Consider the following 22,039-nt stretch of genomic DNA (forward strand, 5'->3'; position numbering starts at 1 on the left):
AGGTATGGACGTCAAAGCCAATAGTTTGTATCAGGAAATGCAAGCCATGATAGGGCAGACGCGTCTGCAAGCTGCTGAGTCACCAGAACAGACCCTCGCCGTTAAAAATTCATCTGCCACTGACTTCTCGGTCATGCTTAAACAGGCGGTGGAAGGAGTAAATAGTATGCAGCTGGAATCAAAAGAGATGCAACAGCGATTTGAAATGGGCGACAAGTCCTTAAGTCTAGCGGAAGTGATGCTGACTAAAGAAAAAGCCGGTATTGCTTTTGAAGCGACTGTCCAGGTGCGCAATAAAGTGTTGGAAGCCTATAAAACCATCATGAACATGCCGGTTTAGTGGAGAAATAGGAAATGGCGGAAGCAACAGGCACTAATCTTACCGTTTCAGGCTCTAACGATGACGTTATGGCTAACGAGGCTGAAAATAAATCCGGATTCATGGATACCCTTGGTAGCGCTGATGTGATGCGTCAGATGGCCCTTGTGGTTGTGCTGGTCATCTGCGTTGCTATTGCCGTGTTTATTCTGATTTGGGCGCAAGAGCCCGACTTTCGCCCGTTAGCGAAATTAGAAACCGAAGAACTCATTGAAACCCTCGACTATCTTGATTCAAGCCAAACAGAATATCGTTTGGAAGGGAATACGATTTACGTACGCTCTGATGAATTTCAGGCGGTTCGATTAGGCTTAACGCGACAAGGACTAGTGCGTTCGGATGATGCGGGTGCAGACATCATTATGCAAGACATGGGATTTGGCGTTTCCCAACGTGTTGAGATGGAACGTTTAAAGCATGCCAGAGAACAGCAAATTTCCGCCACCATTGAAGAATTATCCAGTGTGCAAAAAGCCCGTGTGTTGTTGGCCATGCCTAAAGAAAATGTCTTTGCCCGTCGGGAGAAAAAAGCCAGCGCCACGGTAGTGCTGACGGCCAAACGGGGTAAGGTGATCAATGGTGAAGAAGTTGACGCTGTTATTGATATTGTGGCGTCAGCGGTACAAGGAATGGAACCTTCTAAGGTAACGGTGACCGACAGTAATGGACGCTTGTTAAATTCAGGTTCTCAAGATTCCATCAGCGCAAGAGCCAGAAAAGAATATGAAATTGAGCGTCAGCGGGAACAAGAATACCTAGAGAAAATTGATGCTATTCTTATCCCCGTTTTAGGCATGGGCAATTATACCGCCCAGGCTGATGTGGCAATGGATTTTACTGCGGTGGAGCAAACTCAGCGCACGTATAATCCTGATTTACCGGCTGTACGCAGCGAAATGTCAGTAGAATCTAGCACTGTGGGCTCCATAGCCGGCGGTATTCCTGGCGCACTAACTAATCAACCGCCGTTAGAATCTGCCATCCCTGAAAATGCCATTGCAGGCAGTGGCAATGCACCCATGGTACCGGGACAAAATAACCGAGAAGTGCAAAAAAACTACGAATTAGATACCACCATTAGTCATACTAAAAAGCAGACTGGGGTTATCCGCAGGCTTAGTGTATCGGTGGCGGTGGATCATGATCACAGTGTGGCCGAAGATGGCACGGCAACATCAACACCTAAAACCCAAGAACAAATAATCAATATTCGCCGTTTATTACAAGGTGGTATTGGCTTTGATGTGGCCCGAGGCGATTCCCTAGAAGTAGTCAGTGTGCCCTTTACCCGTCTGGATACCGGGGATGTTGAAGATGTGCCTTTCTGGGAACGTCCTGAAATATTACCTATACTCAAGCTAGTGGTAGGTGGTCTGATTATAATCGTACTGATCGTGTTTGTGATAAGACCAATGCTACGTCGTCTGATTAATCCTGAAGAAATTAAGGATACGGATGACTTCGATGCCGATGAAGGATTGGATCTAGGCGATGATACCATCAGTATGTTGTCACAAGAATTTGATGAAGGGCAGGTTGGGTTTGCGCCGGATGGTTCGCTAATGTTGCCCGATTTACATAAAGACGAAGATGTTCTTAAAGCTGTGCGCGCGTTGGTGGCCAATGAGCCTGAACTGTCCGCACAAGTTGTTAAGGGCTGGTTGATGCAAGATGATTAAGGGGCGTGAGTCATGCCGGATGAATTAGCCGAAACAGGCGGCGAGCAAAACTACGACATCAGCAAGCTCGAAGGCGTCGAGAAAGCCGCTATCTTATTGTTGAGTTTATCAGAAGAAGATGCTGCCCAAATTCTCAAGCACCTTGAACCTAAACAGGTGCAAAAGTTAGGGGCTGAAATGGCCAAGGTTGATGATATGACTCAACCTAAAATCACCTCTGTGCATAAACACTTTATCGATGAGATACAAAACTACAGTACCATCGGCTTCCAGAGCCAGGACTTTGTGAAGCGAGCGTTAACTGCCGCACTTGGTGAAGATAAAGCGGCTAATTTGATTGATCAAATCCTGATGGGCAGTGGGGCTAAAGGCTTAGATTCATTGAAATGGATGGACTCTAAACAAGTCGCCAGCATTATTCGCAACGAACATCCACAGATCCAAACCATTGTATTGTCATACCTAGAGCCAGAACAGAGCGCCGAAATTTTGGCCCAGTTCCCTGAGAAAGTGCGTCTAGACTTACTCATGCGTATTGCGAATCTTGAAGAAGTGCAACCAGCGGCATTACAGGAATTAAACGAAATTATGGAAAAACAATTTGCCGGTCAAGCGGGTACCCAAGCGGCGAAAATGGGCGGCTTGAAGTCGGCTGCGGATATTATGAACTATCTTGATACTTCCATTGAAGGTCAGTTAATGGACGCTATTCGCGAACAAGATGAAGAAATGAGCCAGCAAATCCAAGACCTTATGTTCGTGTTCGATAATTTGGTCGATGTGGATGACCGAGGTATTCAGGCGATATTACGCGAAGTACAACAAGACTCATTGCTTAAAGCCATCAAAGGCGCCGATGAAGATCTTAAAGATAAAATCACTAAGAATATGTCCAAACGTGCCGCTGAAATGCTCATCGACGATTTGGAAGCATTGGGGCCTGTTCGGCTCTCTGAAGTGGAAACCGCACAGAAAGAAATTCTATCGGTGGCCCGGCGCTTGGCTGATTCCGGTGAAATTATGCTGGGTGGCGGCGGTGGTGAAGAGTTCCTGTAGCCTTAAAATAGAGTATCAATGCCATGAGTAACCCTCCTGCTTCGGACGACGATTTAACCACAGCTAAATCTTGGGATTTACCTTTTTTAGCAGAAGAAAAATCGAAGGAAGAATTAACCCGAACCAATGCGCTAAATCGCCGTAGCGATTGGAAATACGAACCTCCCGAACCGGAAGAAGAAGAGATCCTTCCTCCCACGGCCGAAGAAATTGAAGCAATTCGACAAGCGGCTTTTGACGAAGGTCATAATGAAGGAAAGCAAACCGGTTACGAAGAAGGGAAAGCCCAAGGCATTGAAGACGGTAAAAAGCAGGGCTATGAAGAAGGGCTGCAAACCGGTAACCAAGAAGGGCTAGAGGCAGGTAAAGCGCAGATTGATGAAATTGCACAAGGATGGTCGGCATTGGCTGACAACATCAGTGCACCATTAAACCAGGTCAACGAAGAAACCCGCGTGCAGCTTGTCAAACTGGCCGTGGCCTTATCCCGAGCGGTTATTCGTACCGAGGTTACCACAAATGAAGCCTGTGTTTTAACGGCCTTGGCTGAGGGACTTAAAGCGTTACCAGTTAGCGAGACACGTTATCAAATCGCCATGCATCCGGAAGATATTGAACTGGTGGTCGCTCATTTTGGCGAACAACATGTGAAAGAAAAGGGCTGGCATTTTACGGAAATGCCAACCATGGCCCGCGGGGGCTGCGATATTACCACTGAACAAAATGCGGTGGATGTTTCTATTGAGCGCCGCTGTCGAGAGATTCTCGATAAGTTTTTATTACAGCAAGGTTTAACCGATGACTAGCCCTTGGGGGGATTACTTCTCTGAGCTACAAAATGCTATTTTGAATCCGCCTATTGTAGCCGCGGGGAAGTTAGTTCGAGGAATTGGATTAACACTGGAAGCGGTGGGGTGTCAGCTGCCGGTAGGTAGTCAGTGTTTAGTACAAACCGTTGAAGGGGAAATCGAAGCCGAGGTGGTGGGATTTGCAGAAAACATCACCTATTTGATGCCCACCGAAGCGGTGAGGGGGATCGTGCCCGGTTCTCGGGTATTGCCATTAAATCGAGACAGTGGCTTGGCGGTAGGACTCGGTTTACTTGGCCGCGTCGTGGATGGCAACGGCCAACCCCTTGATGGACGCGGTCCAATCAAAACCGATACGCGTGTTTCTACCATTAAACCGCCCATGAATCCCCTTACTCGTAAGCCCATTAGTGAGCCTATGGATGTAGGAGTACGTGCCATTAATGCCCTCAATACGGTGGGAGTGGGTCAACGAATGGGCTTGTTTGCCGGCTCCGGTGTGGGTAAATCTGTGCTGCTAGGCATGATGACCCGAGGGTGTCAGGCTGACGTTGTGGTGGTAGGCCTCGTTGGTGAGCGTGGTAGAGAGGTAAAAGAATTTATCCATGACATTCTCACCGAAGAGGAAAGAAAGCGGGCTGTGGTTGTGGCAGCTCCCGCCGATACATCACCATTAATGCGCCTTAAAGGGTGTGAAACGGCGGTGACCATCGCTGAATATTTTCGTGATCTGGGCATGAACGTTTTATTACTGATAGATTCGTTAACCCGTTATGCCATGGCGCAGCGTGAAATTGCTCTGGCGGTGGGTGAACCGCCGGCGACGAAAGGTTATCCGCCCTCGGTATTTGCGCGTTTGCCTGCCCTCGTGGAGCGAGCTGGTAACGGCAATGACCGCCAAGGATCCATTACCGCTTTTTATACCGTGTTAACCGAAGGGGACGACTTACAAGATCCCATTGCCGATGCCGCCCGCGCGATTTTAGACGGCCATGTGGTGTTATCCCGACGATTAGCTGAAAGCGGTCATTATCCGGCGATTGATATTGAAGCCTCTATTAGTCGGGTTATGCCGATGGTGACCAGCGATGAGCACTTGCAGCAAGCCCGTCGTATTCGACAAGTTTACTCTACTTACCAGCAGAACCGAGATCTGATTGCCATTGGCGCTTATGCTAAAGGCTCTGATCCCCGTATCGACTTATCCATCCGAGCGGAACCGGCAATCAACGCCTTTTTACAACAAGGCATGACGCAGGTACTCAATTACGATGAAAGTCTGCAAGGAATGAATGCCCTTGCTGGCGGGCTAGGTAAAGGGTGAATGGCATGAAACAACTGGAGTTAGTAGCAAAATTTGAACGAGATAAAGAACAAACTGCGGCGCAACAATTTCGACTCGCTCAACAACAGGTTGCCCAGCAGCGTCAAAAGTTAAGTAGTTTGCAGCAATACCGTTTAGATTACCTAAAGCAAATCCAAGCCAACGGAAAAGGTGGTGTCGGAGCCAAGGTGTATCATCAACATCTTAACTTCGTCGGCAAGCTGGAAAAGGCCTGCCAGCAACAAATGAACGTCATTTCCCAAACAACTTTAGCGGCAGATCAGCGAAAGCGGGCTTGGTTAGAGCAGCAAAAACGCCGTAAAGCGGTGGAAATGCTCATTGAAAAGAAAGCCGAAGAAGCACAAAAGCGTGCGCAACGCGAAGAGCAGCATATGATGGATGAATTTGCCGCGCAAAAATACTTTCGCCAGCGTTTTACCTAATCACTCCATTGCCCCTCTTTTTTTATCTGTCTGAGTATCGATTTGTGACAAATGGAACAAGAATTGCTGATTGTCTTATCAGAGACGATAAAAATTACGCTTTACACTGTTTTTTGACACTTTTTCGATAAAAAGTGGAAAGAGGTTTATGGGTATGATGCAACAACTTGCCACACAACGTTCAAACATTGCCGTGCTTCCCGTCGAAACGGATGAAAAGGCGAAAGCGCCTGATACGCAAGGTGATAGCGGCTTTGCCAGCACTTTCGATAGTGTTACTGAGGCCCATGAGCGGGAGCGTCAACAAAGTCTGCAGCAAAAAAATGCTGAGATTCAAACCACTAAAAGACACGCTACCGAGGATCTTCACCAAGGTGCCAACGATGACCAAGAGGCCAACGGGCAGCTTGAGTCGCGTTCTACCATTGAAGGGGATGATCTCAATCACCTAGATGACAATGTGGTAATTGAAAAAGCCGAGGAGCACACCGCTTCCGATGAGGGGGTTTTAGAACAGCAAAACGACGTGGCCTTGTCACCGGATAACCCGCTTGTTACAGAGGGCCAGGCTCAGCGAAGAGAAACCCAAGAAGAAAACACCGATTACCTTACCTTTGTGGATGCAATTCGACAGCTTCATGGGGGGGAACAATACGCTAGTGAAGGTGATGTGACCGCTGATCTATCTGACGATAGCCATGTCTTTGTTGATGGCGATATCCCCACCATTGATGAGAACGGCAATGTCATTCAAGAAGGCTATCATGAAGATTTTGCCGCGCTTATCGACGTGCTAAAAACGGTGGGAGAAAGCACCGATGCACAAAGCGCTAGCACCGATGGTGAGTTACCTGGCGATCTTACTGCGCTAGCAGAATCACTTAATGACGCAATCGCCCAATGGCTAGATAACGAACAGGCTGACGGTGAAAACCTAGATGCTAAGGTTGAGAACGAACAGGATATTCAGGTGTTGGCAGCGGCGTTGATGGCCGCACTTCATAAAGCCAGTAATGAGGATAAGCGCAAGGTCGAAGAGAAAGACGGACAAGGTGATGATGCTTTGTTGGCGTTAAATGATGACGGCGGCTTGTTGGTTGAGTTACTCAAAGCGGAATTAGGTGGCGATAGTGCTCACCAAGGTAAGGGCGATGAACAGCAAAGCGCGTCCCAGCAAGCTCCCGAATCTTCCCCGGATGCCGTGCCCGGCGAAAGCGGCGCTATTATGCAGTTATTTGGGCAAGCTGAGACGACAACCCGCGATACCCTGACTGACGCATTAAGTGAAAACATTATTGGCGCCTTACCCGCAGGGTTAAGTGAAAAGCAAAGCACGGCGTTTAAACAAAACGTTGCTGATATTGTGGCTGATTATCAAAAGCAGTTAGCCGCCGGAGACATTCCAGCACAAACACTAGAAGCACAAATTACAGATGCATTGGGCCAGATAGCGGCAGATGAAAATAATGACATCTCGGCATTAGTGGCTAATGAAGTACGACAATTGAACTTAGTGGCGAGCGCTGCGTTACAAACTATACAGTCTTCGTCTTCAGGAGCGGCTTTCGTTCATGCAGCAACAAGCCATGACACCGCCACCGTGGATTTGCAGCAAGTAAAAGCCGAGCGGGTGCAGCATCAAGACACGGGCGCGAATGATAAAGGGGTAAATATTCAGCAACCTGAGGGGCAGCAACAGCTTGCCGAAAAAGTGCGTTGGATGGTGAATGCCCGCAACAGCATGGCAGAAATTCGTCTTGATCCGCCAGAATTAGGCAGTATGCAAGTACGGGTTAATGTGTCTGGAGATAGTGCTGCGGTGAGTTTTATTGTGCAATCATCTCAGGCGAAAGACGTGTTGATGAATGCTGAACCTCGATTGCGGGATATGTTAGCAGAGCAGGGAATAGCCCTTGGCGAATCCTCTGTGAGTCAGCAACAAGATCAAGGCAATTTCTCAGAAGGCGATGATAGCGAAGGCGGCAGCGGGTCTTCACACCTAGCCGGTGAAGGCACGGAAAACTCTACTGTTATTGAACAACCGTTAACCAGGCAAGCGCAAGGAGGCATAGACGACTATGCTTAAGGGTGGAATGATATACGCAATGGATATTGCTAATTGAGTGTAATTTCACATAATACGCGCAAGACGGTTGATTAAGGTAAAAGTACATGGCTGACGAAGAGTTGCAAATTGAAGAAGAAGGTGGGAAAAAAGGCAAGATGATGCTGATCATCATTATTGTCTTGGTATTGATCGCAGGTGGCGGTGCCGCGTATTTCTTTTTATTTGCAGGTGAAGATCCGGTGGCAACTGAACAGGCTGATGCAACGGATATGGCCGATCCGGCCACCAGTACTGATGCTATGCAAGGTAACGGACAAGCTGAAATGGGTAGTGCCTTGTATGTGGCTATTCCCCAACCCATTACCTTTCATATTCCAGGCAGTGGGCGAGAACGTACCGTACAGATCAAAATCCAGCTTTTAGTAAGAGGCAGTGATAATGAAGAAACGGCAAAGGTTAATATTCCTCTTATTCAGGGTGCCTTATTAAGGGTGTTCAGTAGTAGTAGTGCTGATGATCTGGTGACAGAAGCCGGGAAAATAGAACTTCGGGAAAAGGCGCTGGAAGAAGTGCAGGCCGCCATGAAGCAATACACGGGTACGGACGTGGTAGAGCAAGTGCTTTTTACCGGTTTCGTCATGCAATAACGAGGTAGAACGGTGAGCGATTTATTATCACAAGATGAAATTGATGCGCTATTGCACGGCGTTGACGATGTGGAAGAAGAAGAAATCGTCGATACGCCTTCGGATGCGTCTGCCCTTGAGTACGACTTTTCATCTCAAGATCGCATCGTTCGTGGGCGTATGCCTACCTTGGAAATCGTTAATGAACGGTTTGCACGGCATTTGCGGGTGAGCTTATTTAATATGATGCGTCGCTCTGCTGAAGTGTCAATTAACGGTATCCAGATGATTAAATTTGGTGAGTACATTCATACTCTATTTGTACCTACAAGTTTAAACATGGTTCGTTTTCGCCCGCTAAAAGGGACGGGCTTGATTACCATGGAAGCGCGGCTGGTGTTTATCTTGGTTGATAACTTTTTTGGTGGCGATGGCCGTTATCATGCAAAAATTGAAGGCCGGGAATTTACGCCCACTGAACGACGTATTATTCAGATGCTGCTGAAAATCATTTTTGAAGATTACAAAGAAGCTTGGGCACCGGTGATGGATGTCTCCTTTGAATATCTCGATTCTGAAGTGAACCCGGCCATGGCCAATATTGTCAGCCCCACAGAGGTGGTGGTGATCAGTTCGTTTCATATTGAACTTGACGGTGGCGGGGGAGATTTCCACGTATCGTTACCCTATTCAATGTTGGAACCGATTCGTGAACTGTTAGACGCCGGTGTACAAAGCGACAAAGAAGATACAGATTTACGCTGGAGCAAAGCGTTACGGGATGAAATTCTCGACGTGAAGGTCAATCTTAGTACCCATATGCTTGATGTGGATGTCCCGTTGCGGGATGTGATGGAATTCGAACCCGGGGATATTATTCCGGTAGAAATGCCAGAGCATATTACCGTGTTAATTGAAGAGTTACCCACATTCCGAGCCAAGTTAGGGCGCTCCCGCGAAAATCTGGCGCTGAAAATTTCCGATAAAATACCACGCCCGACGTCGGTGAAATCGGAATTACAATTATTAACCCGTGGCGGGCGCGTTATTGATAACGACGCTGAGCTACAAGTTCTTGAAGAAGATCTGTAACTAAAGAACCGAACACAGAGGCAATGTCATGAGTGAAAATGACGGAATGGACGATTGGGCAGAAGCAATGGCGGAGCAAGCTGATGCAGAAGAGAACGGGTCTGAGAACGGCGATGATGTGCAGGTCGCTGAGCTGGACGAGTTGACGGATGATGCGCCCATCACCCAAGAAGAAAAGAAAAAACTGGATACGATTTTAGACATTCCAGTCACCATTTCTATGGAAGTGGGGCGTAGCCAGATAAGCATCCGAAACCTGCTACAATTGAACCAGGGATCCGTGGTGGAATTAGACCGAGTTGCCGGTGAGCCATTGGATGTTTTGGTAAATGGCACGTTGATTGCTCATGGAGAAGTAGTAGTGGTCAACGATAAGTTTGGTATTCGGTTAACGGATGTTATTAGTCAAATCGAGAGAATCAAAAAGCTTCGCTAAAACGCTTTCTAAAACAGGGGGTTGCGCTATGCTGCCCCTGTTATTTAGCTTCACTGTACAAGCACAAAGTACAAATTCTATAACTAACCCCACCTCTGTACTGTCAATTTTTCTATCACTTTTGCTGGTTGTCGCCATCATTTTCTCATTAGCTTGGCTGATGCGCCGGTTTAATGTCACTCATGCCGGTAGCGGTCAAATGAAAGTCGTGGCTAGCATGGTGGCAGGTACCCGAGAACGGATCATGGTGATCCAAGTAGGGGAAGAACAACACCTTGTGGGAGTGACCGCGCAAAATATCAATCATCTGGCCAAATTGGATACGCCCCTTGCCTCACAACAAGAAGGACAAGGCCAAGGTGATTTCAAACAAAAATTAATTAAAGCCATGGCAAACACCATGAATCCGGGAATGAAAGAAGGAAAGCAAGATGAAAAGTAAGCTTTCTGTGTTACTGATAACCGTCTTTTTGGGGCTTGTCATGAGTTCTCCTGCTTGGGCTCAGCAAGGCATATCGGCCGTTACGGTAACCACCAACCCTGATGGTTCCCAAGATTACACCATGACATTACAAGCGCTGTTTATTATGACAGCCTTGAGTCTTATTCCTGCTTTTATAATGATGATGACATCCTTTACGCGGATCATTGTGGTGCTGTCAATTTTACGTCAGGCCATTGGGCTTCAGCAGTCACCATCTAACCAAATTCTTATTGGGGTGAGCTTGTTCTTATCGATGTTCATCATGACGCCGGTGTTTGAAGAGGTGAATGAACGGGCGTTACAGCCGTATTTAGATGAAGCAATGACCGCACGTCAGGCACTAGATGAAGCCGCCGAGCCGATGCGCGCATTTATGCTATCCCAAACCCGAGTGAAGGATTTAGAAACCTTTGTGCGTATTGCCGGCGATGAGGGAAAATACGATGATCCGGCACAAGTGCCGTTAACCATATTAATTCCCTCATTTGTGACCAGTGAACTTAAAACTGCCTTCCAAATTGGCTTCATGTTGTTTATTCCGTTTCTCATTATTGACCTTGTGGTGGCATCTATTTTGATGGCGATGGGGATGATGATGCTATCGCCTATGATCGTATCTTTGCCGTTTAAGTTAATGTTGTTCGTGTTGGTCGACGGTTGGAATTTAATCTTTGGCACCCTCGCCACCAGTTTTGGTATGGGAGTCTAGGAGGCCTTATGTCACCAGAAGTGTTTGTGGAAATCCTCCGAGAATCCATGTTTATGGTTATTCTGTTGGTGTCTGCGGTCATTGTGCCCAGCATGATTGTAGGATTAATTGTTGCGGTGTTTCAGGCCGCGACATCAATTAACGAACAAACCATGAGTTTTCTACCTCGATTAATCGTTACCTTGTTGGCGTTAAGTTGGGGAGGAAACTGGTTGGTAGAAAAACTGATGGACTTTACCTTTCATATGGTAGACCAAATTCCTCAGGTAGTAGGGTGATCCCATGCATGTGGATCTGAGCACCATCAATCAGTTCTTAGCTGACTTACTTCTGCCTTTTATGCGCATCAGCGGCATGTTTGCCGCCATGATTGGCCTTAGCGCTCAATCAATTCCGCAAACGGTACGCGCCCTGTTAGCCATTTTTTTAGCCCTGGTGATTATGCCAGTGGTCAAGCCTGTGCCTATTGATAACCTGGTGGGCGTGGGGGCATTTTTGCTTGTCATTCAGCAATTATTAATTGGCATCGCCATCGGTTTTGTCTCAATGATGGTATTAAATACCTTTGTGTTGGCAGGACAGATTATTGCCATGCAAACCGGTCTTGGTTTTGCCTCTATTGTCGACCCAGTCAATGGTATAAACGTGCCTGCAGTGGGCCAATTTTATCTGATCCTAGCAACGCTACTCTTTTGGACGATGGACGGTCACTTGGCCATGATCCAAATGATCACGATTAGTTTTGATGCGTTTCCAGTGGGGGAGGCTTGGTTTACGGCAGAACAGTTTCGCGATATAGCCCACTGGGGGTCGTGGATGTTTGTGTCGGCCATCACCTTGTCGTTAGCCCCCATCGTTTCATTACTTATTGTGAACCTCGCTTTTGGGGTAATGACAAAAGCTGCTCCGCAATTGAATATATTCAGTATTGGTTTTTCTATCGCTCAGATTATGGGGCTGATTATTATCTGGATAACCCTGGATAACTTTACCTCCCACTTTGCCAGTCAGTGGCAGCGAGCCCAGCAGTTTATGTGTGAGCTGCTGCTGATTTGTCCTAGCTAAGGTGAATAAAGATGGCTGATGAACAGGAAAAAACAGAAGACCCCACGGGGAAAAAGCTGGATGATGCGCGAAAAAAGGGTCAGCTCGCCCGGTCAAAAGAGCTGTCTACTACCTTAGTGTTGGTGGTAAGCGGTATCATGTTTCTTATCATGGGTGGCACCATCGCCAAAGCGGTTTTTGGCATGATGAAAAGCATGTTTACCATGTCTAGAGATCAAACCTATGACACCACCTATCTGTTTTCTGCCTGGGGGTATGCCATAACCTCGGTGGCCGGTCCGGTCTTAACTTACATGGTGGTGGCCATGATAGCCGGTATTTATGGTTCTATCGCTTTGGGTGGTTTTAACTTTACCTGGGAGTCAGCCTCACCGAAAATGAACAAAATGAGTCCACTCGCTGGCTTAAAGCGCATGTTCGGGGTGAACGGTTTTGTCGAGTTGCTAAAAGCATTCGCTAAATTCATCGTTATCGGTGCGATGGCATTAGGGGCATTATTTTATTTTCAGGATGAAGCGCTTCACCTTGATATGGAGCTTTACCCTCGCAATCTATTTCATGCCTTAGATATGCTTGAATGGGCTTTTTTACTGATGACCCTGGGCATGATACCCATTGCGGCCTTCGATGTGCCTTATCAGCTGTATAAACACAATAAAGAAATGAAAATGTCCAAGCAGGAAGTGAAGGACGAGCGTAAGAATGCCGATGGTAACCCCCAAGTTAAAGGGCGAATTAGACGGTTGCAATATCAGGCTGCGGCCAGACGTATGATGCAGGAAGTACCGCAGGCCGATGTGGTGGTTACCAACCCAACTCACTTTTCCGTGGCGCTGAAATACGATGATAATGGTGGTCGCGCACCGATTGTTGTGGCTAAAGGGGTGGACGAACTGGCTATGCACATCCGAAAAATTGCTGATGCCCATGATGTGCCCATAGTGCCATCTCCCATGCTTGCACGGTCTATCTATTACTCGACAGAAGTTGAGCATGAAATTCCTCACAAGCTGTTTATGGCTGTGGCTCAGGTGCTTGCGTATGTTTTCCAGCTTCGTGCATTTAAAGCCGGTAAAGGCAAACGTCCCAATCCATTGAAGAAAGACTTACCTATTCCTCCCGAGTTACGCCGTTAACTTTGTGACAATTTAAAAAGTGGCATGGTAGTTGAAGTCTAACGGGTAGACATGACGGAAGCGTCAATTTTCTGTTAGTGAGATCCCTAAACAATGCAGCTATCCGGTTATTTTCAGCGATTCGATAAGAATCAGTTACAACATTTCGCCAATGGGTTAGGTGCGCCTATCGTGCTGCTTGCCATCATGGGTATGGTAATCCTACCCATGCCGCCGTTTCTGCTGGATGTGTTGTTTAGTTTTAACATTGCCTTAAGCCTAGTCATTATTTTGGTGGCAGTGTTTACTCAAAAACCGGTCGATTTTGGTATTTTCCCCCTTGTTTTGCTTATTGCGACGGTGTTACGTCTTGCCTTGAATGTGGCCTCGACCCGTGTGGTGCTGCTCTATGGCCATGAAGGCGGAGATGCTGCAGGTAAAGTCATCGAAGCCTTCGGCGCGGTGGTGATAGGTGGCAACTATGCGGTGGGGGTGGTGGTTTTTGCCATTCTCTTAATTATTAATTTTAAGGTAGTGACCGCAGGTGCTGGTCGTATATCGGAAGTGAGCGCTCGCTTTACTCTAGACGCTATGCCGGGTAAGCAAATGGCTATCGATGCCGATTTAAACGCCGGGTATATTGATCAAGATGAAGCTCGGAAACGTCGTGAAGAAATCACTGCAGAAGCGGATTTTTACGGCTCTATGGATGGGGCGTCAAAATTTGTTAAGGGCGACGCCGTAGCGGGCTTGTTCATTATGCTGATTAATATCGTCGGTGGTTTGTTTATTGGCATGATTCAGCATGATTTGTCCTTTGGCAATGCGCTCGAAGTTTATACCATCCTTACCATTGGTGATGGCTTGGTTGCCCAGATCCCCTCATTATTGTTATCGGTGGCCACGGCTATCATTGTTACCCGGGAAAATGAAACCCAGGAAATGGGTAAGGAAATCCGCAACCAGTTGGGTAACCCCCAAGCACTTTTCATTGCTTCAGCGGTGTTGTTTGTGATGGGCATTGTGCCTGGCATGCCGCACATTGCATTTCTAGGGTTCTCTGCCATTGCCGCAGGTTATGCCATATGGCAAACCAAGCAAGCGAAAAAAGCGGCAGCACAGCCAGCCGTTCCGGCGACGGTGGAAGGCGGTGAGCCTGTGTCTCCTGAAATTAAAGAACTGGGTTGGGACGATGTACAACAGGTTGATACCATCGGACTGGAAGTGGGTTATCGACTCATCCCGTTGGTGGATAAATCTCAGGGCGGAGAGTTACTGACACGCATTAAGGGCGTGCGTAAAAAGTTATCCCAAGAGCTCGGGTTTCTGGTGCCGCCGGTGCATATTCGCGATAATCTGGATTTAGATCCTAATGCTTACACCATTTCTATGTTGGGAGTAAGCATTGGTGATGCGCAGATAAGTCACGACGAAGAATTGGCGATCAATCCAGGACAAGTATTTGGTAAATTGGATGGACGGCCTACAACGGATCCGGCTTTTGGTTTGGATGCGGTGTGGATCCGTCCGAACCAGCGTGAGCATGCTCAGACCCTTGGCTATACCGTCGTGGATGCAGCCACGGTGGTGGCGACTCATCTTAGTCAACTTTTAAGTAACAATGCGTATCAGCTGTTAGGGCATGAAGAAGTACAACAGTTGTTAGATATGCTGGCTAAATCCAGTCCTAAATTGGTTGAGGGTTTAGTGCCTGACATCTTGCAACTTAGCACCGTGGTAAAAGTGCTGCAAACCTTACTGTTCGAAGGTGTGCCTATTCGTGATATGCGTACCATTGTACAAACCCTTTCTGAGTACGGTCCACGTAGCCAAGATCCCGATGTATTAGTCTCTGCAGTCCGTATTGCGTTAAAACGTCTTATCGTTCAAGAAATCAGTCAGGGCACAAAAGAAGTGCCCGTCATAACTCTGGCGCCAGAGTTGGAACAGATGTTGCACCAGTCTTTACAGGCAGGGGGCGAAGACGGCGCTGGTATAGAGCCAGGACTCGCCGACAGATTACAACAATCCCTGCAACAGGCAGCTCAACAACAAGAGTTAAATGGAGAGCCTGCGGTATTACTGACATCGGGTATGTTAAGACCTGTGTTATCTCGCTTCTTGAAGTATTCAGTGGCCGGATTACATGTGTTGTCTTATCAGGAAGTGCCCGATGACAAGCAAATTAAAATTGTCAGCTCGGTGGGTCAATAATCTGACGCGACAAGGGTGGAGAGGGCGAAATGAAAATAAGACGGTTTTTTGGTAAAGACATGCGCGAAGCGCTAAATCAGGTGAAGGCAGAATTAGGCAGTGATGCTGTGATCATGTCAAACCGTAAAGTTGCTGATGGTATTGAGTTAGTAGCGGCTTACGATAAAGAACCTGATGCAAAACTAAAACTGCCTACTCGTCAGGGTAAAGATGCCCCTAACGGCAAAAATCCGGTGCCCAGCCTAAGTGAAATTATTGGTGATGAAGGGCCGGACAGTTTACGGGCTTTACTTGAAAAACAAGCTGCCGAAACCCAATCGGCAACCGCAACTGACTATTCTTTTGCTGAAAAACGCGCTGGAGTACCACCTCAAGCGACCCACAAGCCAATGCATTCACAGCCGTCAGCGGAGAGTGATTTTTCGTTTCCTGATCCGTCAGATCATGAACGTCAATTTCGTGCCGCCCCCGAATCCCAGATGAATACCGCATTTGATGCCCCTGCCCACAAGAACCAAGCTCAACCGTCATCGCCAGCAGAGTTAGATGCCATCAAAGAAGAATTAGCGTCCTTACGTAATGTGTTGCAACACCAAGTGGCGGATTTAATGGATGCTAAACAGCGCAGACATCGTCCGGTGCACAGCTATTTAACCCAACGTTTAACCGGTATGGGTTTAAGCACAGCATTGGCAGAGCAGCTGGTTCATTATACCCCTTCGGCCTATACTGAGCGCGAAGCTTGGGTCTATTTACTTAATTTGTTGGCCAACCGCTTGAACGTGTCTGGCAACGATATACTGACCCAGACCGGTGTGGTGGCCTTAGTTGGACCTACGGGGACAGGAAAAACGACCACGGTGGCGAAACTGGCTGCCAGATATGCGCAAAAATATGGCGCCGACCAAGTGGCCATGATTACCATCGATACCTATCGTATTGCCGCGTTTGAACAACTAGCCACGTACGGTAAAATTATTGGTTGCACTACACGTAAAGCCCAAAGTAGCGAAGAGTTAGCAGAACAGCTTTTCCAGCTACGCCATAAACGGTTAATATTGGTAGACACAGCAGGATTCAGTCAACGAGACAGTCGTTTAATTAAACAATTGAGTCAATTTAATCACGGTCAAATGCAACCGGTAAGAAAATACTTAGTTGCGCAGGCTAATACCCAATATCCTGCACTACAACGCATAATAGAGGCGTATAATTCAGTAAAGCTCGATGGATGTATTTTTACGAAACTAGACGAGTGTTACAGTTTGGGTGAGGTGCTAAGCATTGCTGTGGAGCAACAGCTTCCTGTTAGTTATGTTACTGACGGGCAGCAGGTGCCGGAAGATATCAAAGTTGCGGATGCAAAATCTCTCGTTTCTGCAGCAGCAAAGCTTTATAAAAAGTACGGTATGGATCATACTAAGTCTTATCAGGACACTAATTCAGTTAAGGCCGTATGATCGAAGATCAAGCGAGTAGCTTAAGAAAAATGAATCAATCACGCCTCATTAAGGTTATTGCCGTCACCGGCGGTAAAGGGGGTGTTGGTAAAACCAACATCACATTAAACACAGCCATCGCCATGGCGAAGCAGGGTAAACGTGTCATGGTGCTTGATGCCGACTTAGGGCTAGCAAACGTGGACGTTATGTTAGGGCTAAGGGTGGAAAAGAATCTTTCCCACGTTTTGTCAGGAGAATGCACCTTAGATGATGTGTTAGTCACTGGCCCCCACGGAATTAAAATCGCACCTGCTACCTCTGGCACCCAGTCTATGACAGAGCTCACTCCCACCGAGCATGCAGGTCTAATTCGCGCATTTAGTGAATTACGGACGCAAATAGATGTACTCATTGTGGACACTGCTGCCGGTATCTCCGACATGGTGCTGAGTTTTTCCCGCGCGTCTCAAGACATTATGGTGGTGGTCTGTGATGAACCTACATCACTTACGGATGCTTATGCGCTGATTAAGCTTCTTAACCGTGAACACGGTGTGTTTCGCTTCAAAATTGTCGCTAACATGGTGCGGGATGTTCGCGAAGGACATGAACTGTTTACCAAGTTGTCTAAAGTCACCGGACGTTTTCTCGATGTGGCGCTTGAACTGGTGGCGACGGTGCCCTTTGATGAAAACATTCGTCGTGCCGTGCGTAAACAAACCGCCATTGTGGATGCGTATCCAAGTTCGCCAGCCGCTGTTGCCATTAGTCGGCTAGCTTCCAAAGCATTGAGTTGGCCGGTACCTGCTCAACCGGGCGGTCATTTGGAATTCTTTATCGAGCAATTGGTCTCAAATAAGCAAGTGGTGGGAAGCCAACGTTGAACAGTAAAGCCGCAGCCTATCTTCAACAATCAGATAAATCTCAACTCGTTGAGCGGCACGCATCACTGGTAAAACGTATCGCCCACCATTTGATGGCGCGTCTGCCAGCCAGTGTGCTGGTGGATGATCTTATACAGGCCGGCATGATCGGCCTGTTAGAAGCCGCCCGTAATTTTGACGGTTCCAAAGGGGCGAGCTTTGAAACCTTTGCCGGAATTCGTATCCGCGGTGCTATGCTCGACGAAATTAGAAAAGGTGATTGGACTCCCCGTTCGGTACATAAAAACAGTCGCGCGATTACCCAAGCCATTTCTCAGGTAGAAAGTGAAACCGGAAGAGATGCGCGTGATACGGAAATTGCTGCTAAGCTCAACGTCAGTATTCATGACTATCACCAGATGCTTAATGAAGTAAACGCCGGAAAACTGGTGGGTATTGAAGATCTGGGGGTGTCAGAAGATGTCATTAGTACAGAACAAAATAAAGGCAGTGATTCGCCGTTACAGGATTTAATGCAAGGGGCGTTTCAAAAAGCGCTAGCTCATGCCATTACTACCCTGCCTGAACGGGAAGCGATTGTGCTGTCGTTGTACTATGACGAAGAATTAAATTTACGTGAAATCGGTGAAGTCCTTGACGTTAGTGAGTCTCGGGTAAGCCAAATTCATAGTCAGGCCATGTTAAAACTAAAATCTCGCATGCAATCTTGGCAAGCGGATGAATAATTTAAACTAATATTAATAACAATTGATTAATCCTCACTGGAGGCTATTTTGGACAAAGGTATGAAAATTCTTGTAGTAGATGACTTTTCTACTATGAGACGAATCATAAAGAACCTGCTTAAGGATTTAGGGTTTTCCAATATTCAGGAAGCGGATGATGGTAGTACGGCACTTCCCATGCTCCAGCAAGGCGATTTCGACTTCGTGGTAACCGATTGGAACATGCCAGGCATGCAAGGCATTGATTTGCTTAGGGCTATCCGCGCTGACGACAAACTTAAACATCTTCCGGTACTCATGGTAACCGCTGAGGCGAAGAAAGAACAAATTGTTGCAGCGGCTCAGGCAGGGGTGAATGGGTATGTTGTGAAACCATTCACGGCGGCAACGCTGAAGGAAAAACTCGAAAAGATTTTTGAGCGCCTAGGCTGATCCAGCCGTCCGCCAGAGAAGAGGATCACTGGATGTCACCGAAAAAGAATGTGCCAATTTCGTTAGCCGAAGCAAAACAATTAGTTGCTTATTTAGAGCAAGGCGACGACGACGCTGCCAACGGAATACTTGAAGCGGTATCGGCTAAAGAGTCGGTGGAACTGTTTGCCGAAGTGGGTAAGCTTACCCGGCAACTACATGACGCTCTAAATAATTTCCAGTTGGACGAGCGTATTGCGGGCTTGGCAAACGATGATATTCCAGATGCTCAAACGCGCTTGACCTATGTTATTGAAGAAACAGAAAAAGCGGCCAATACCACCATGGACGCCGTTGAAAATTGCATGCCTATTGCCGAATCCTTATCTGAGCGTATTGGTAGCATAGCGCCTGAGTGGAAAAAACTCATGACTCGCCAAATAGAACTGGGCGAGTTCAAAAGCTTATGTATCGATATTGATAGCTTATTTAACGATGCGACCACGGATGCCTCGAAATTGACAGGGTTATTAACCGAAGTCTTAATGGCGCAAGGATATCAAGATTTAACGGGGCAAGTTATCCGTCGGGTTATAGAGCTGGTCAAAGAAGTGGAAGATAGCCTAGTCAATATGTTGACCATGTTTGGTGAGCGGGAAGGCGAGGTGGTTAAACCTGTCCACAAAGCGGAACAAACGGATGGCGTCAAGGCGGAAGGGCCCATAATTAACGCAGAAGCACGTGATGATGTAGTACAAGGCCAGGATGATGTGGATGACCTCCTGTCAAGTCTAGGTTTTTAGGGGAGCACAAGCATGTCGTTTGAAGTTGATGAGGATATTTTACAGGATTTCTTAGTTGAAGCCGGTGAAATACTAGAACAGTTGCAAGAGCAGCTGGTGGATTTAGAAAATAATCCTGAAGATGCGGATCTCCTAAATGCCATTTTTAGAGGTTACCACACCGTAAAAGGCGGCGCGGGCTTCCTTGCACTTACAGAATTAGTTGAGATATGTCACGGGGCGGAAAACGTTTTTGACGTTATGCGCAACGGCCAGCGTACACTTACACCAGAGCTCATGGACGTTATTTTACAAGCCACCGATGTGGTTGTTGAAATGTTTGAACGTGTGAAAGCGCGGGATCCATTGCAACCCGCCGATGCTCAACTTGTGGACGTGCTACACAAACTAAGTAAGCCAGAAACCCCCGATGAAAACATTTTTGGTGCGCAAACAGCGGTGGGCGTCCAAAGTAACGCAGTCTCGCCGGAAGAACAGGAATTTACCGTCGAAGAGGTGCCCGAAGCACCAGAAATAGCGGCGCTAAACAATGGCGCCAGTGACGGTGGTATAGAAGATATTAGCGAAGACGAATTTGAAGCCTTGCTTGATCAGCTTCACGGTTCTGGCGCGCCAGGTCGCTCCGAGCCAGTTCAAACCTCTGCGCCGACCCCAACACAGACGCCTTCAACAGGCAATGATGATGGGGATATTACCGATGATGAATTTGAAGCCTTGCTGGATGATCTTCATGGTAAAGGCCAGTTTAGTGCAGACAAACCGTCTGCGGTAACTACACCATCTACACCTGCCGACAACGGCGTTGCCCACAGCGATGATAATGACGAAATCTCTGATGATGAATTTGAGGCATTGCTTGACCAGCTGCATGGCAAAGGTCAGGGGCCCAGTGTAGCGAGTAATGTGGAGGTGGACAATAAAGCCACCGACGCCGTTAATGCGGCGAAAGCAAAGCAATCTCAAACCCAACCACCGGCAGAGAAACCTCGCTCCACAGCTTCTCCGGCTAAGCCAGCAACGCCAGCAAAAACACCAGCCTCACCGGCAAAAGCGGGGGCTAAAAAAGACGACAAAAAATCCAGTCATGCCCCGCCTCCTGCGGAAACCACAGTACGTGTTGACACCAAGCGGCTTGATCAGATTATGAATATGGTTGGCGAACTGGTGTTAGTGCGTAACCGCCTGCTGAGTTTAGGTATTAATACCAACGATGAAGATATGTCAAAAGCCATCGCCAATTTAGATGTGGTCACCGGTGATTTGCAAGGTGCGGTAATGAAAACCCGCATGCAGCCAATTAAGAAAGTATTTGGTCGCTTTCCTCGGGTTGTGCGGGATTTAGCCCGCAGTCTTAAAAAGGAAATTACCTTAGAGCTTGAAGGTGAAGAAACAGATTTAGATAAAAACTTGGTAGAAGCATTGGCTGATCCGCTGGTGCATCTGGTAAGAAATTCGGTGGATCATGGTATTGAAATGCCTGACGATCGAGCCAATGCCGGTAAACCTCGTATGGGGACGGTTAAACTAGCCGCCTCTCAAGAAGGCGATCATATTCTGTTAACCATCGAAGACGATGGTAAAGGTATGGATCCGGAAAAACTGAAAGAGATTGCCATTAGTCGGGGAGTGTTGGATGCAGACGCAGCGGCTCGCATGTCCGATGTTGAAGCGTTTAATCTGATTTTTGCGCCGGGCTTTTCGACGAAAACAGAAATTAGCGATATTTCCGGTCGTGGCGTGGGTATGGATGTGGTGAAAACCAAAATTACCCAATTAAACGGCACGGTGAATATCGACTCTCAGTTAGGTAAGGGAACACGTCTTGAGATAAAAGTGCCGCTTACGTTGGCCATCTTACCCACGTTAATGATCATTGTTGGTCAGCAGACCTTCGCACTGCCGTTAGGTGCGGTAAATGAAATTATTAACATGGATATCAAAAAGACCAATACCGTCGACGGTCAGCTGACCATGATTGTGCGCTCTAAGGCCATTCCACTGTTCTTCCTGGGTGAGTGGTTAATTCGCGGCCCGAAAGATATTGAGCGAGAAAAAGGACACGTGGTTGTGGTGCAAATCGGCACGCAACAAGTCGGGTTCGTCGTGGATGCTTTAATCGGCCAAGAAGAAGTGGTCATTAAGCCCTTAGATGCGTTATTGCAAGGTACGCCAGGCATGGCGGGAGCGACAATCACATCTGATGGCGGTATCGCACTCATACTGGATATACCGAGTCTCTTAAAACGATACGCAAGAAAATCATAACAGCCTATAA

The 22,039-nt window shown here is 47.4% G+C and carries 22 protein-coding genes; all 22 read left to right on the top strand.

The window, feature by feature from the left end; genetic code table 11:
* Positions 1–4: 4 nt before the first annotated feature.
* The 22 genes from fliE (at position 5) to KO501_RS07090 (ending at position 22,029) form a co-directional block, all read left to right on the top strand.
* Complete coding sequence (gene fliE / locus KO501_RS06985) at positions 5–340, top strand: flagellar hook-basal body complex protein FliE (RefSeq protein ID WP_216028914.1); 336 nt, start codon at positions 5–7, stop codon at positions 338–340.
* Positions 341–354: 14 nt separating this feature from the next.
* On the top strand, positions 355–2,058 hold the full coding sequence (fliF, locus tag KO501_RS06990) for a flagellar basal-body MS-ring/collar protein FliF (RefSeq protein WP_216028915.1): 1,704 nt from the start codon (positions 355–357) through the stop codon (positions 2,056–2,058).
* A gap of 12 nt (positions 2,059–2,070) precedes the next feature.
* Positions 2,071–3,114, top strand: coding sequence for a flagellar motor switch protein FliG (gene fliG / locus KO501_RS06995; RefSeq protein ID WP_216028916.1), 1,044 nt, complete (start codon positions 2,071–2,073; stop codon positions 3,112–3,114).
* A 23-nt stretch (positions 3,115–3,137) separates the two neighbouring features.
* Positions 3,138–3,920, top strand: a complete 783-nt coding sequence (gene fliH / locus KO501_RS07000; protein ID WP_216028917.1) for a flagellar assembly protein FliH — start codon at positions 3,138–3,140, stop codon at positions 3,918–3,920.
* Positions 3,913–5,247, top strand: coding sequence for a flagellar protein export ATPase FliI (gene fliI, locus KO501_RS07005; RefSeq protein WP_216028918.1), 1,335 nt, complete (start codon positions 3,913–3,915; stop codon positions 5,245–5,247). Before fliH ends, fliI begins: the two co-directional genes overlap by 8 nt.
* Before the next feature lie 5 nt (positions 5,248–5,252).
* The gene (fliJ, locus tag KO501_RS07010; RefSeq protein ID WP_216028919.1) at positions 5,253–5,690 is read left to right on the top strand and encodes a flagellar export protein FliJ; all 438 of its coding nucleotides are present in this window, start codon (positions 5,253–5,255) and stop codon (positions 5,688–5,690) included.
* Between the two features lie 154 nt (positions 5,691–5,844).
* The gene (locus tag KO501_RS07015) at positions 5,845–7,776 is read left to right on the top strand and encodes a flagellar hook-length control protein FliK (protein ID WP_252728192.1); all 1,932 of its coding nucleotides are present in this window, start codon (positions 5,845–5,847) and stop codon (positions 7,774–7,776) included.
* Positions 7,777–7,862: 86 nt separating this feature from the next.
* Positions 7,863–8,405: a flagellar basal body-associated protein FliL gene (gene fliL / locus KO501_RS07020; RefSeq protein WP_216028921.1), complete on the top strand. Its 543-nt coding sequence runs from the start codon at positions 7,863–7,865 to the stop codon at positions 8,403–8,405.
* 12 nt (positions 8,406–8,417) lie between these two features.
* Positions 8,418–9,476 (top strand): flagellar motor switch protein FliM, encoded by a 1,059-nt coding sequence (fliM, locus tag KO501_RS07025; protein WP_216028922.1) that lies wholly within the window; start codon positions 8,418–8,420, stop codon positions 9,474–9,476.
* A 28-nt stretch (positions 9,477–9,504) separates the two neighbouring features.
* Positions 9,505–9,912 carry a flagellar motor switch protein FliN gene (gene fliN, locus KO501_RS07030; RefSeq protein WP_216028923.1) on the top strand — a complete coding sequence of 136 codons (408 nt, stop codon included), beginning with the start codon at positions 9,505–9,507 and terminating at the stop codon, positions 9,910–9,912.
* 28 nt (positions 9,913–9,940) lie between these two features.
* Positions 9,941–10,354: a flagellar biosynthetic protein FliO gene (fliO, locus tag KO501_RS07035; RefSeq protein ID WP_216028924.1), complete on the top strand. Its 414-nt coding sequence runs from the start codon at positions 9,941–9,943 to the stop codon at positions 10,352–10,354.
* The gene (gene fliP / locus KO501_RS07040) at positions 10,344–11,105 is read left to right on the top strand and encodes a flagellar type III secretion system pore protein FliP (RefSeq protein ID WP_216028925.1); all 762 of its coding nucleotides are present in this window, start codon (positions 10,344–10,346) and stop codon (positions 11,103–11,105) included. The genes fliO and fliP overlap by 11 nt, the downstream gene beginning before the upstream one ends.
* 8 nt (positions 11,106–11,113) lie before the next feature.
* Positions 11,114–11,383, top strand: a complete 270-nt coding sequence (gene fliQ / locus KO501_RS07045) for a flagellar biosynthesis protein FliQ (protein ID WP_216028926.1) — start codon at positions 11,114–11,116, stop codon at positions 11,381–11,383.
* Between the two features lie 4 nt (positions 11,384–11,387).
* Positions 11,388–12,170 (top strand): flagellar biosynthetic protein FliR, encoded by a 783-nt coding sequence (fliR, locus tag KO501_RS07050; RefSeq protein WP_216028927.1) that lies wholly within the window; start codon positions 11,388–11,390, stop codon positions 12,168–12,170.
* An 11-nt stretch (positions 12,171–12,181) separates the two neighbouring features.
* The gene (flhB, locus tag KO501_RS07055; protein ID WP_216028928.1) at positions 12,182–13,306 is read left to right on the top strand and encodes a flagellar biosynthesis protein FlhB; all 1,125 of its coding nucleotides are present in this window, start codon (positions 12,182–12,184) and stop codon (positions 13,304–13,306) included.
* A 93-nt stretch (positions 13,307–13,399) separates the two neighbouring features.
* On the top strand, positions 13,400–15,499 hold the full coding sequence (flhA, locus tag KO501_RS07060) for a flagellar biosynthesis protein FlhA (protein WP_216028929.1): 2,100 nt from the start codon (positions 13,400–13,402) through the stop codon (positions 15,497–15,499).
* Positions 15,500–15,528: 29 nt separating this feature from the next.
* Positions 15,529–16,959, top strand: a complete 1,431-nt coding sequence (gene flhF, locus KO501_RS07065) for a flagellar biosynthesis protein FlhF (protein ID WP_216028930.1) — start codon at positions 15,529–15,531, stop codon at positions 16,957–16,959.
* A complete protein-coding gene (locus KO501_RS07070; RefSeq protein ID WP_216028931.1) occupies positions 16,956–17,825 on the top strand; it encodes a MinD/ParA family protein in 870 nt (289 codons plus the stop codon). Before flhF ends, KO501_RS07070 begins: the two co-directional genes overlap by 4 nt.
* Positions 17,822–18,550 carry an RNA polymerase sigma factor FliA gene (locus tag KO501_RS07075; protein WP_216028932.1) on the top strand — a complete coding sequence of 243 codons (729 nt, stop codon included), beginning with the start codon at positions 17,822–17,824 and terminating at the stop codon, positions 18,548–18,550. Before KO501_RS07070 ends, KO501_RS07075 begins: the two co-directional genes overlap by 4 nt.
* Before the next feature lie 48 nt (positions 18,551–18,598).
* The gene (gene cheY, locus KO501_RS07080) at positions 18,599–18,982 is read left to right on the top strand and encodes a chemotaxis response regulator CheY (protein WP_216028933.1); all 384 of its coding nucleotides are present in this window, start codon (positions 18,599–18,601) and stop codon (positions 18,980–18,982) included.
* Positions 18,983–19,014: 32 nt separating this feature from the next.
* Positions 19,015–19,764, top strand: coding sequence for a protein phosphatase CheZ (locus tag KO501_RS07085; protein ID WP_216028934.1), 750 nt, complete (start codon positions 19,015–19,017; stop codon positions 19,762–19,764).
* 12 nt (positions 19,765–19,776) lie between these two features.
* On the top strand, positions 19,777–22,029 hold the full coding sequence (locus tag KO501_RS07090; protein WP_216028935.1) for a chemotaxis protein CheA: 2,253 nt from the start codon (positions 19,777–19,779) through the stop codon (positions 22,027–22,029).
* The last annotated feature ends 10 nt before the right edge of the window (positions 22,030–22,039 follow it).

It is taken from the genome of Alteromonas sp. C1M14, from assembly GCF_018860965.1.
Taxonomy (GTDB): Bacteria; Pseudomonadota; Gammaproteobacteria; order Enterobacterales; family Alteromonadaceae; genus Alteromonas.

Bases quoted from the DNA above. Each gene is read 5' to 3' on its own strand.
- fliF (WP_216028915.1), top strand. From the start codon at position 355: ATGGCGGAAGCAACAGGCACTAATCTTACCGTTTCAGGCTCTAACGAT.
- flhA (WP_216028929.1), top strand. From the start codon at position 13,400: ATGCAGCTATCCGGTTATTTTCAGCGATTCGATAAGAATCAGTTACAA.
- fliG (WP_216028916.1), top strand. From the start codon at position 2,071: ATGCCGGATGAATTAGCCGAAACAGGCGGCGAGCAAAACTACGACATC.
- fliL (WP_216028921.1), top strand. From the start codon at position 7,863: ATGGCTGACGAAGAGTTGCAAATTGAAGAAGAAGGTGGGAAAAAAGGC.
- fliR (WP_216028927.1), top strand. From the start codon at position 11,388: ATGCATGTGGATCTGAGCACCATCAATCAGTTCTTAGCTGACTTACTT.
- KO501_RS07015 (WP_252728192.1), top strand. From the start codon at position 5,845: ATGATGCAACAACTTGCCACACAACGTTCAAACATTGCCGTGCTTCCC.
- flhB (WP_216028928.1), top strand. From the start codon at position 12,182: ATGGCTGATGAACAGGAAAAAACAGAAGACCCCACGGGGAAAAAGCTG.
- fliE (WP_216028914.1), top strand. From the start codon at position 5: ATGGACGTCAAAGCCAATAGTTTGTATCAGGAAATGCAAGCCATGATA.
- fliO (WP_216028924.1), top strand. From the start codon at position 9,941: ATGCTGCCCCTGTTATTTAGCTTCACTGTACAAGCACAAAGTACAAAT.
- fliJ (WP_216028919.1), top strand. From the start codon at position 5,253: ATGAAACAACTGGAGTTAGTAGCAAAATTTGAACGAGATAAAGAACAA.
- fliP (WP_216028925.1), top strand. From the start codon at position 10,344: ATGAAAAGTAAGCTTTCTGTGTTACTGATAACCGTCTTTTTGGGGCTT.
- KO501_RS07085 (WP_216028934.1), top strand. From the start codon at position 19,015: ATGTCACCGAAAAAGAATGTGCCAATTTCGTTAGCCGAAGCAAAACAA.
- KO501_RS07090 (WP_216028935.1), top strand. From the start codon at position 19,777: ATGTCGTTTGAAGTTGATGAGGATATTTTACAGGATTTCTTAGTTGAA.
- fliH (WP_216028917.1), top strand. From the start codon at position 3,138: ATGAGTAACCCTCCTGCTTCGGACGACGATTTAACCACAGCTAAATCT.
- KO501_RS07070 (WP_216028931.1), top strand. From the start codon at position 16,956: ATGATCGAAGATCAAGCGAGTAGCTTAAGAAAAATGAATCAATCACGC.
- fliI (WP_216028918.1), top strand. From the start codon at position 3,913: ATGACTAGCCCTTGGGGGGATTACTTCTCTGAGCTACAAAATGCTATT.
- fliQ (WP_216028926.1), top strand. From the start codon at position 11,114: ATGTCACCAGAAGTGTTTGTGGAAATCCTCCGAGAATCCATGTTTATG.
- flhF (WP_216028930.1), top strand. From the start codon at position 15,529: ATGAAAATAAGACGGTTTTTTGGTAAAGACATGCGCGAAGCGCTAAAT.
- fliN (WP_216028923.1), top strand. From the start codon at position 9,505: ATGAGTGAAAATGACGGAATGGACGATTGGGCAGAAGCAATGGCGGAG.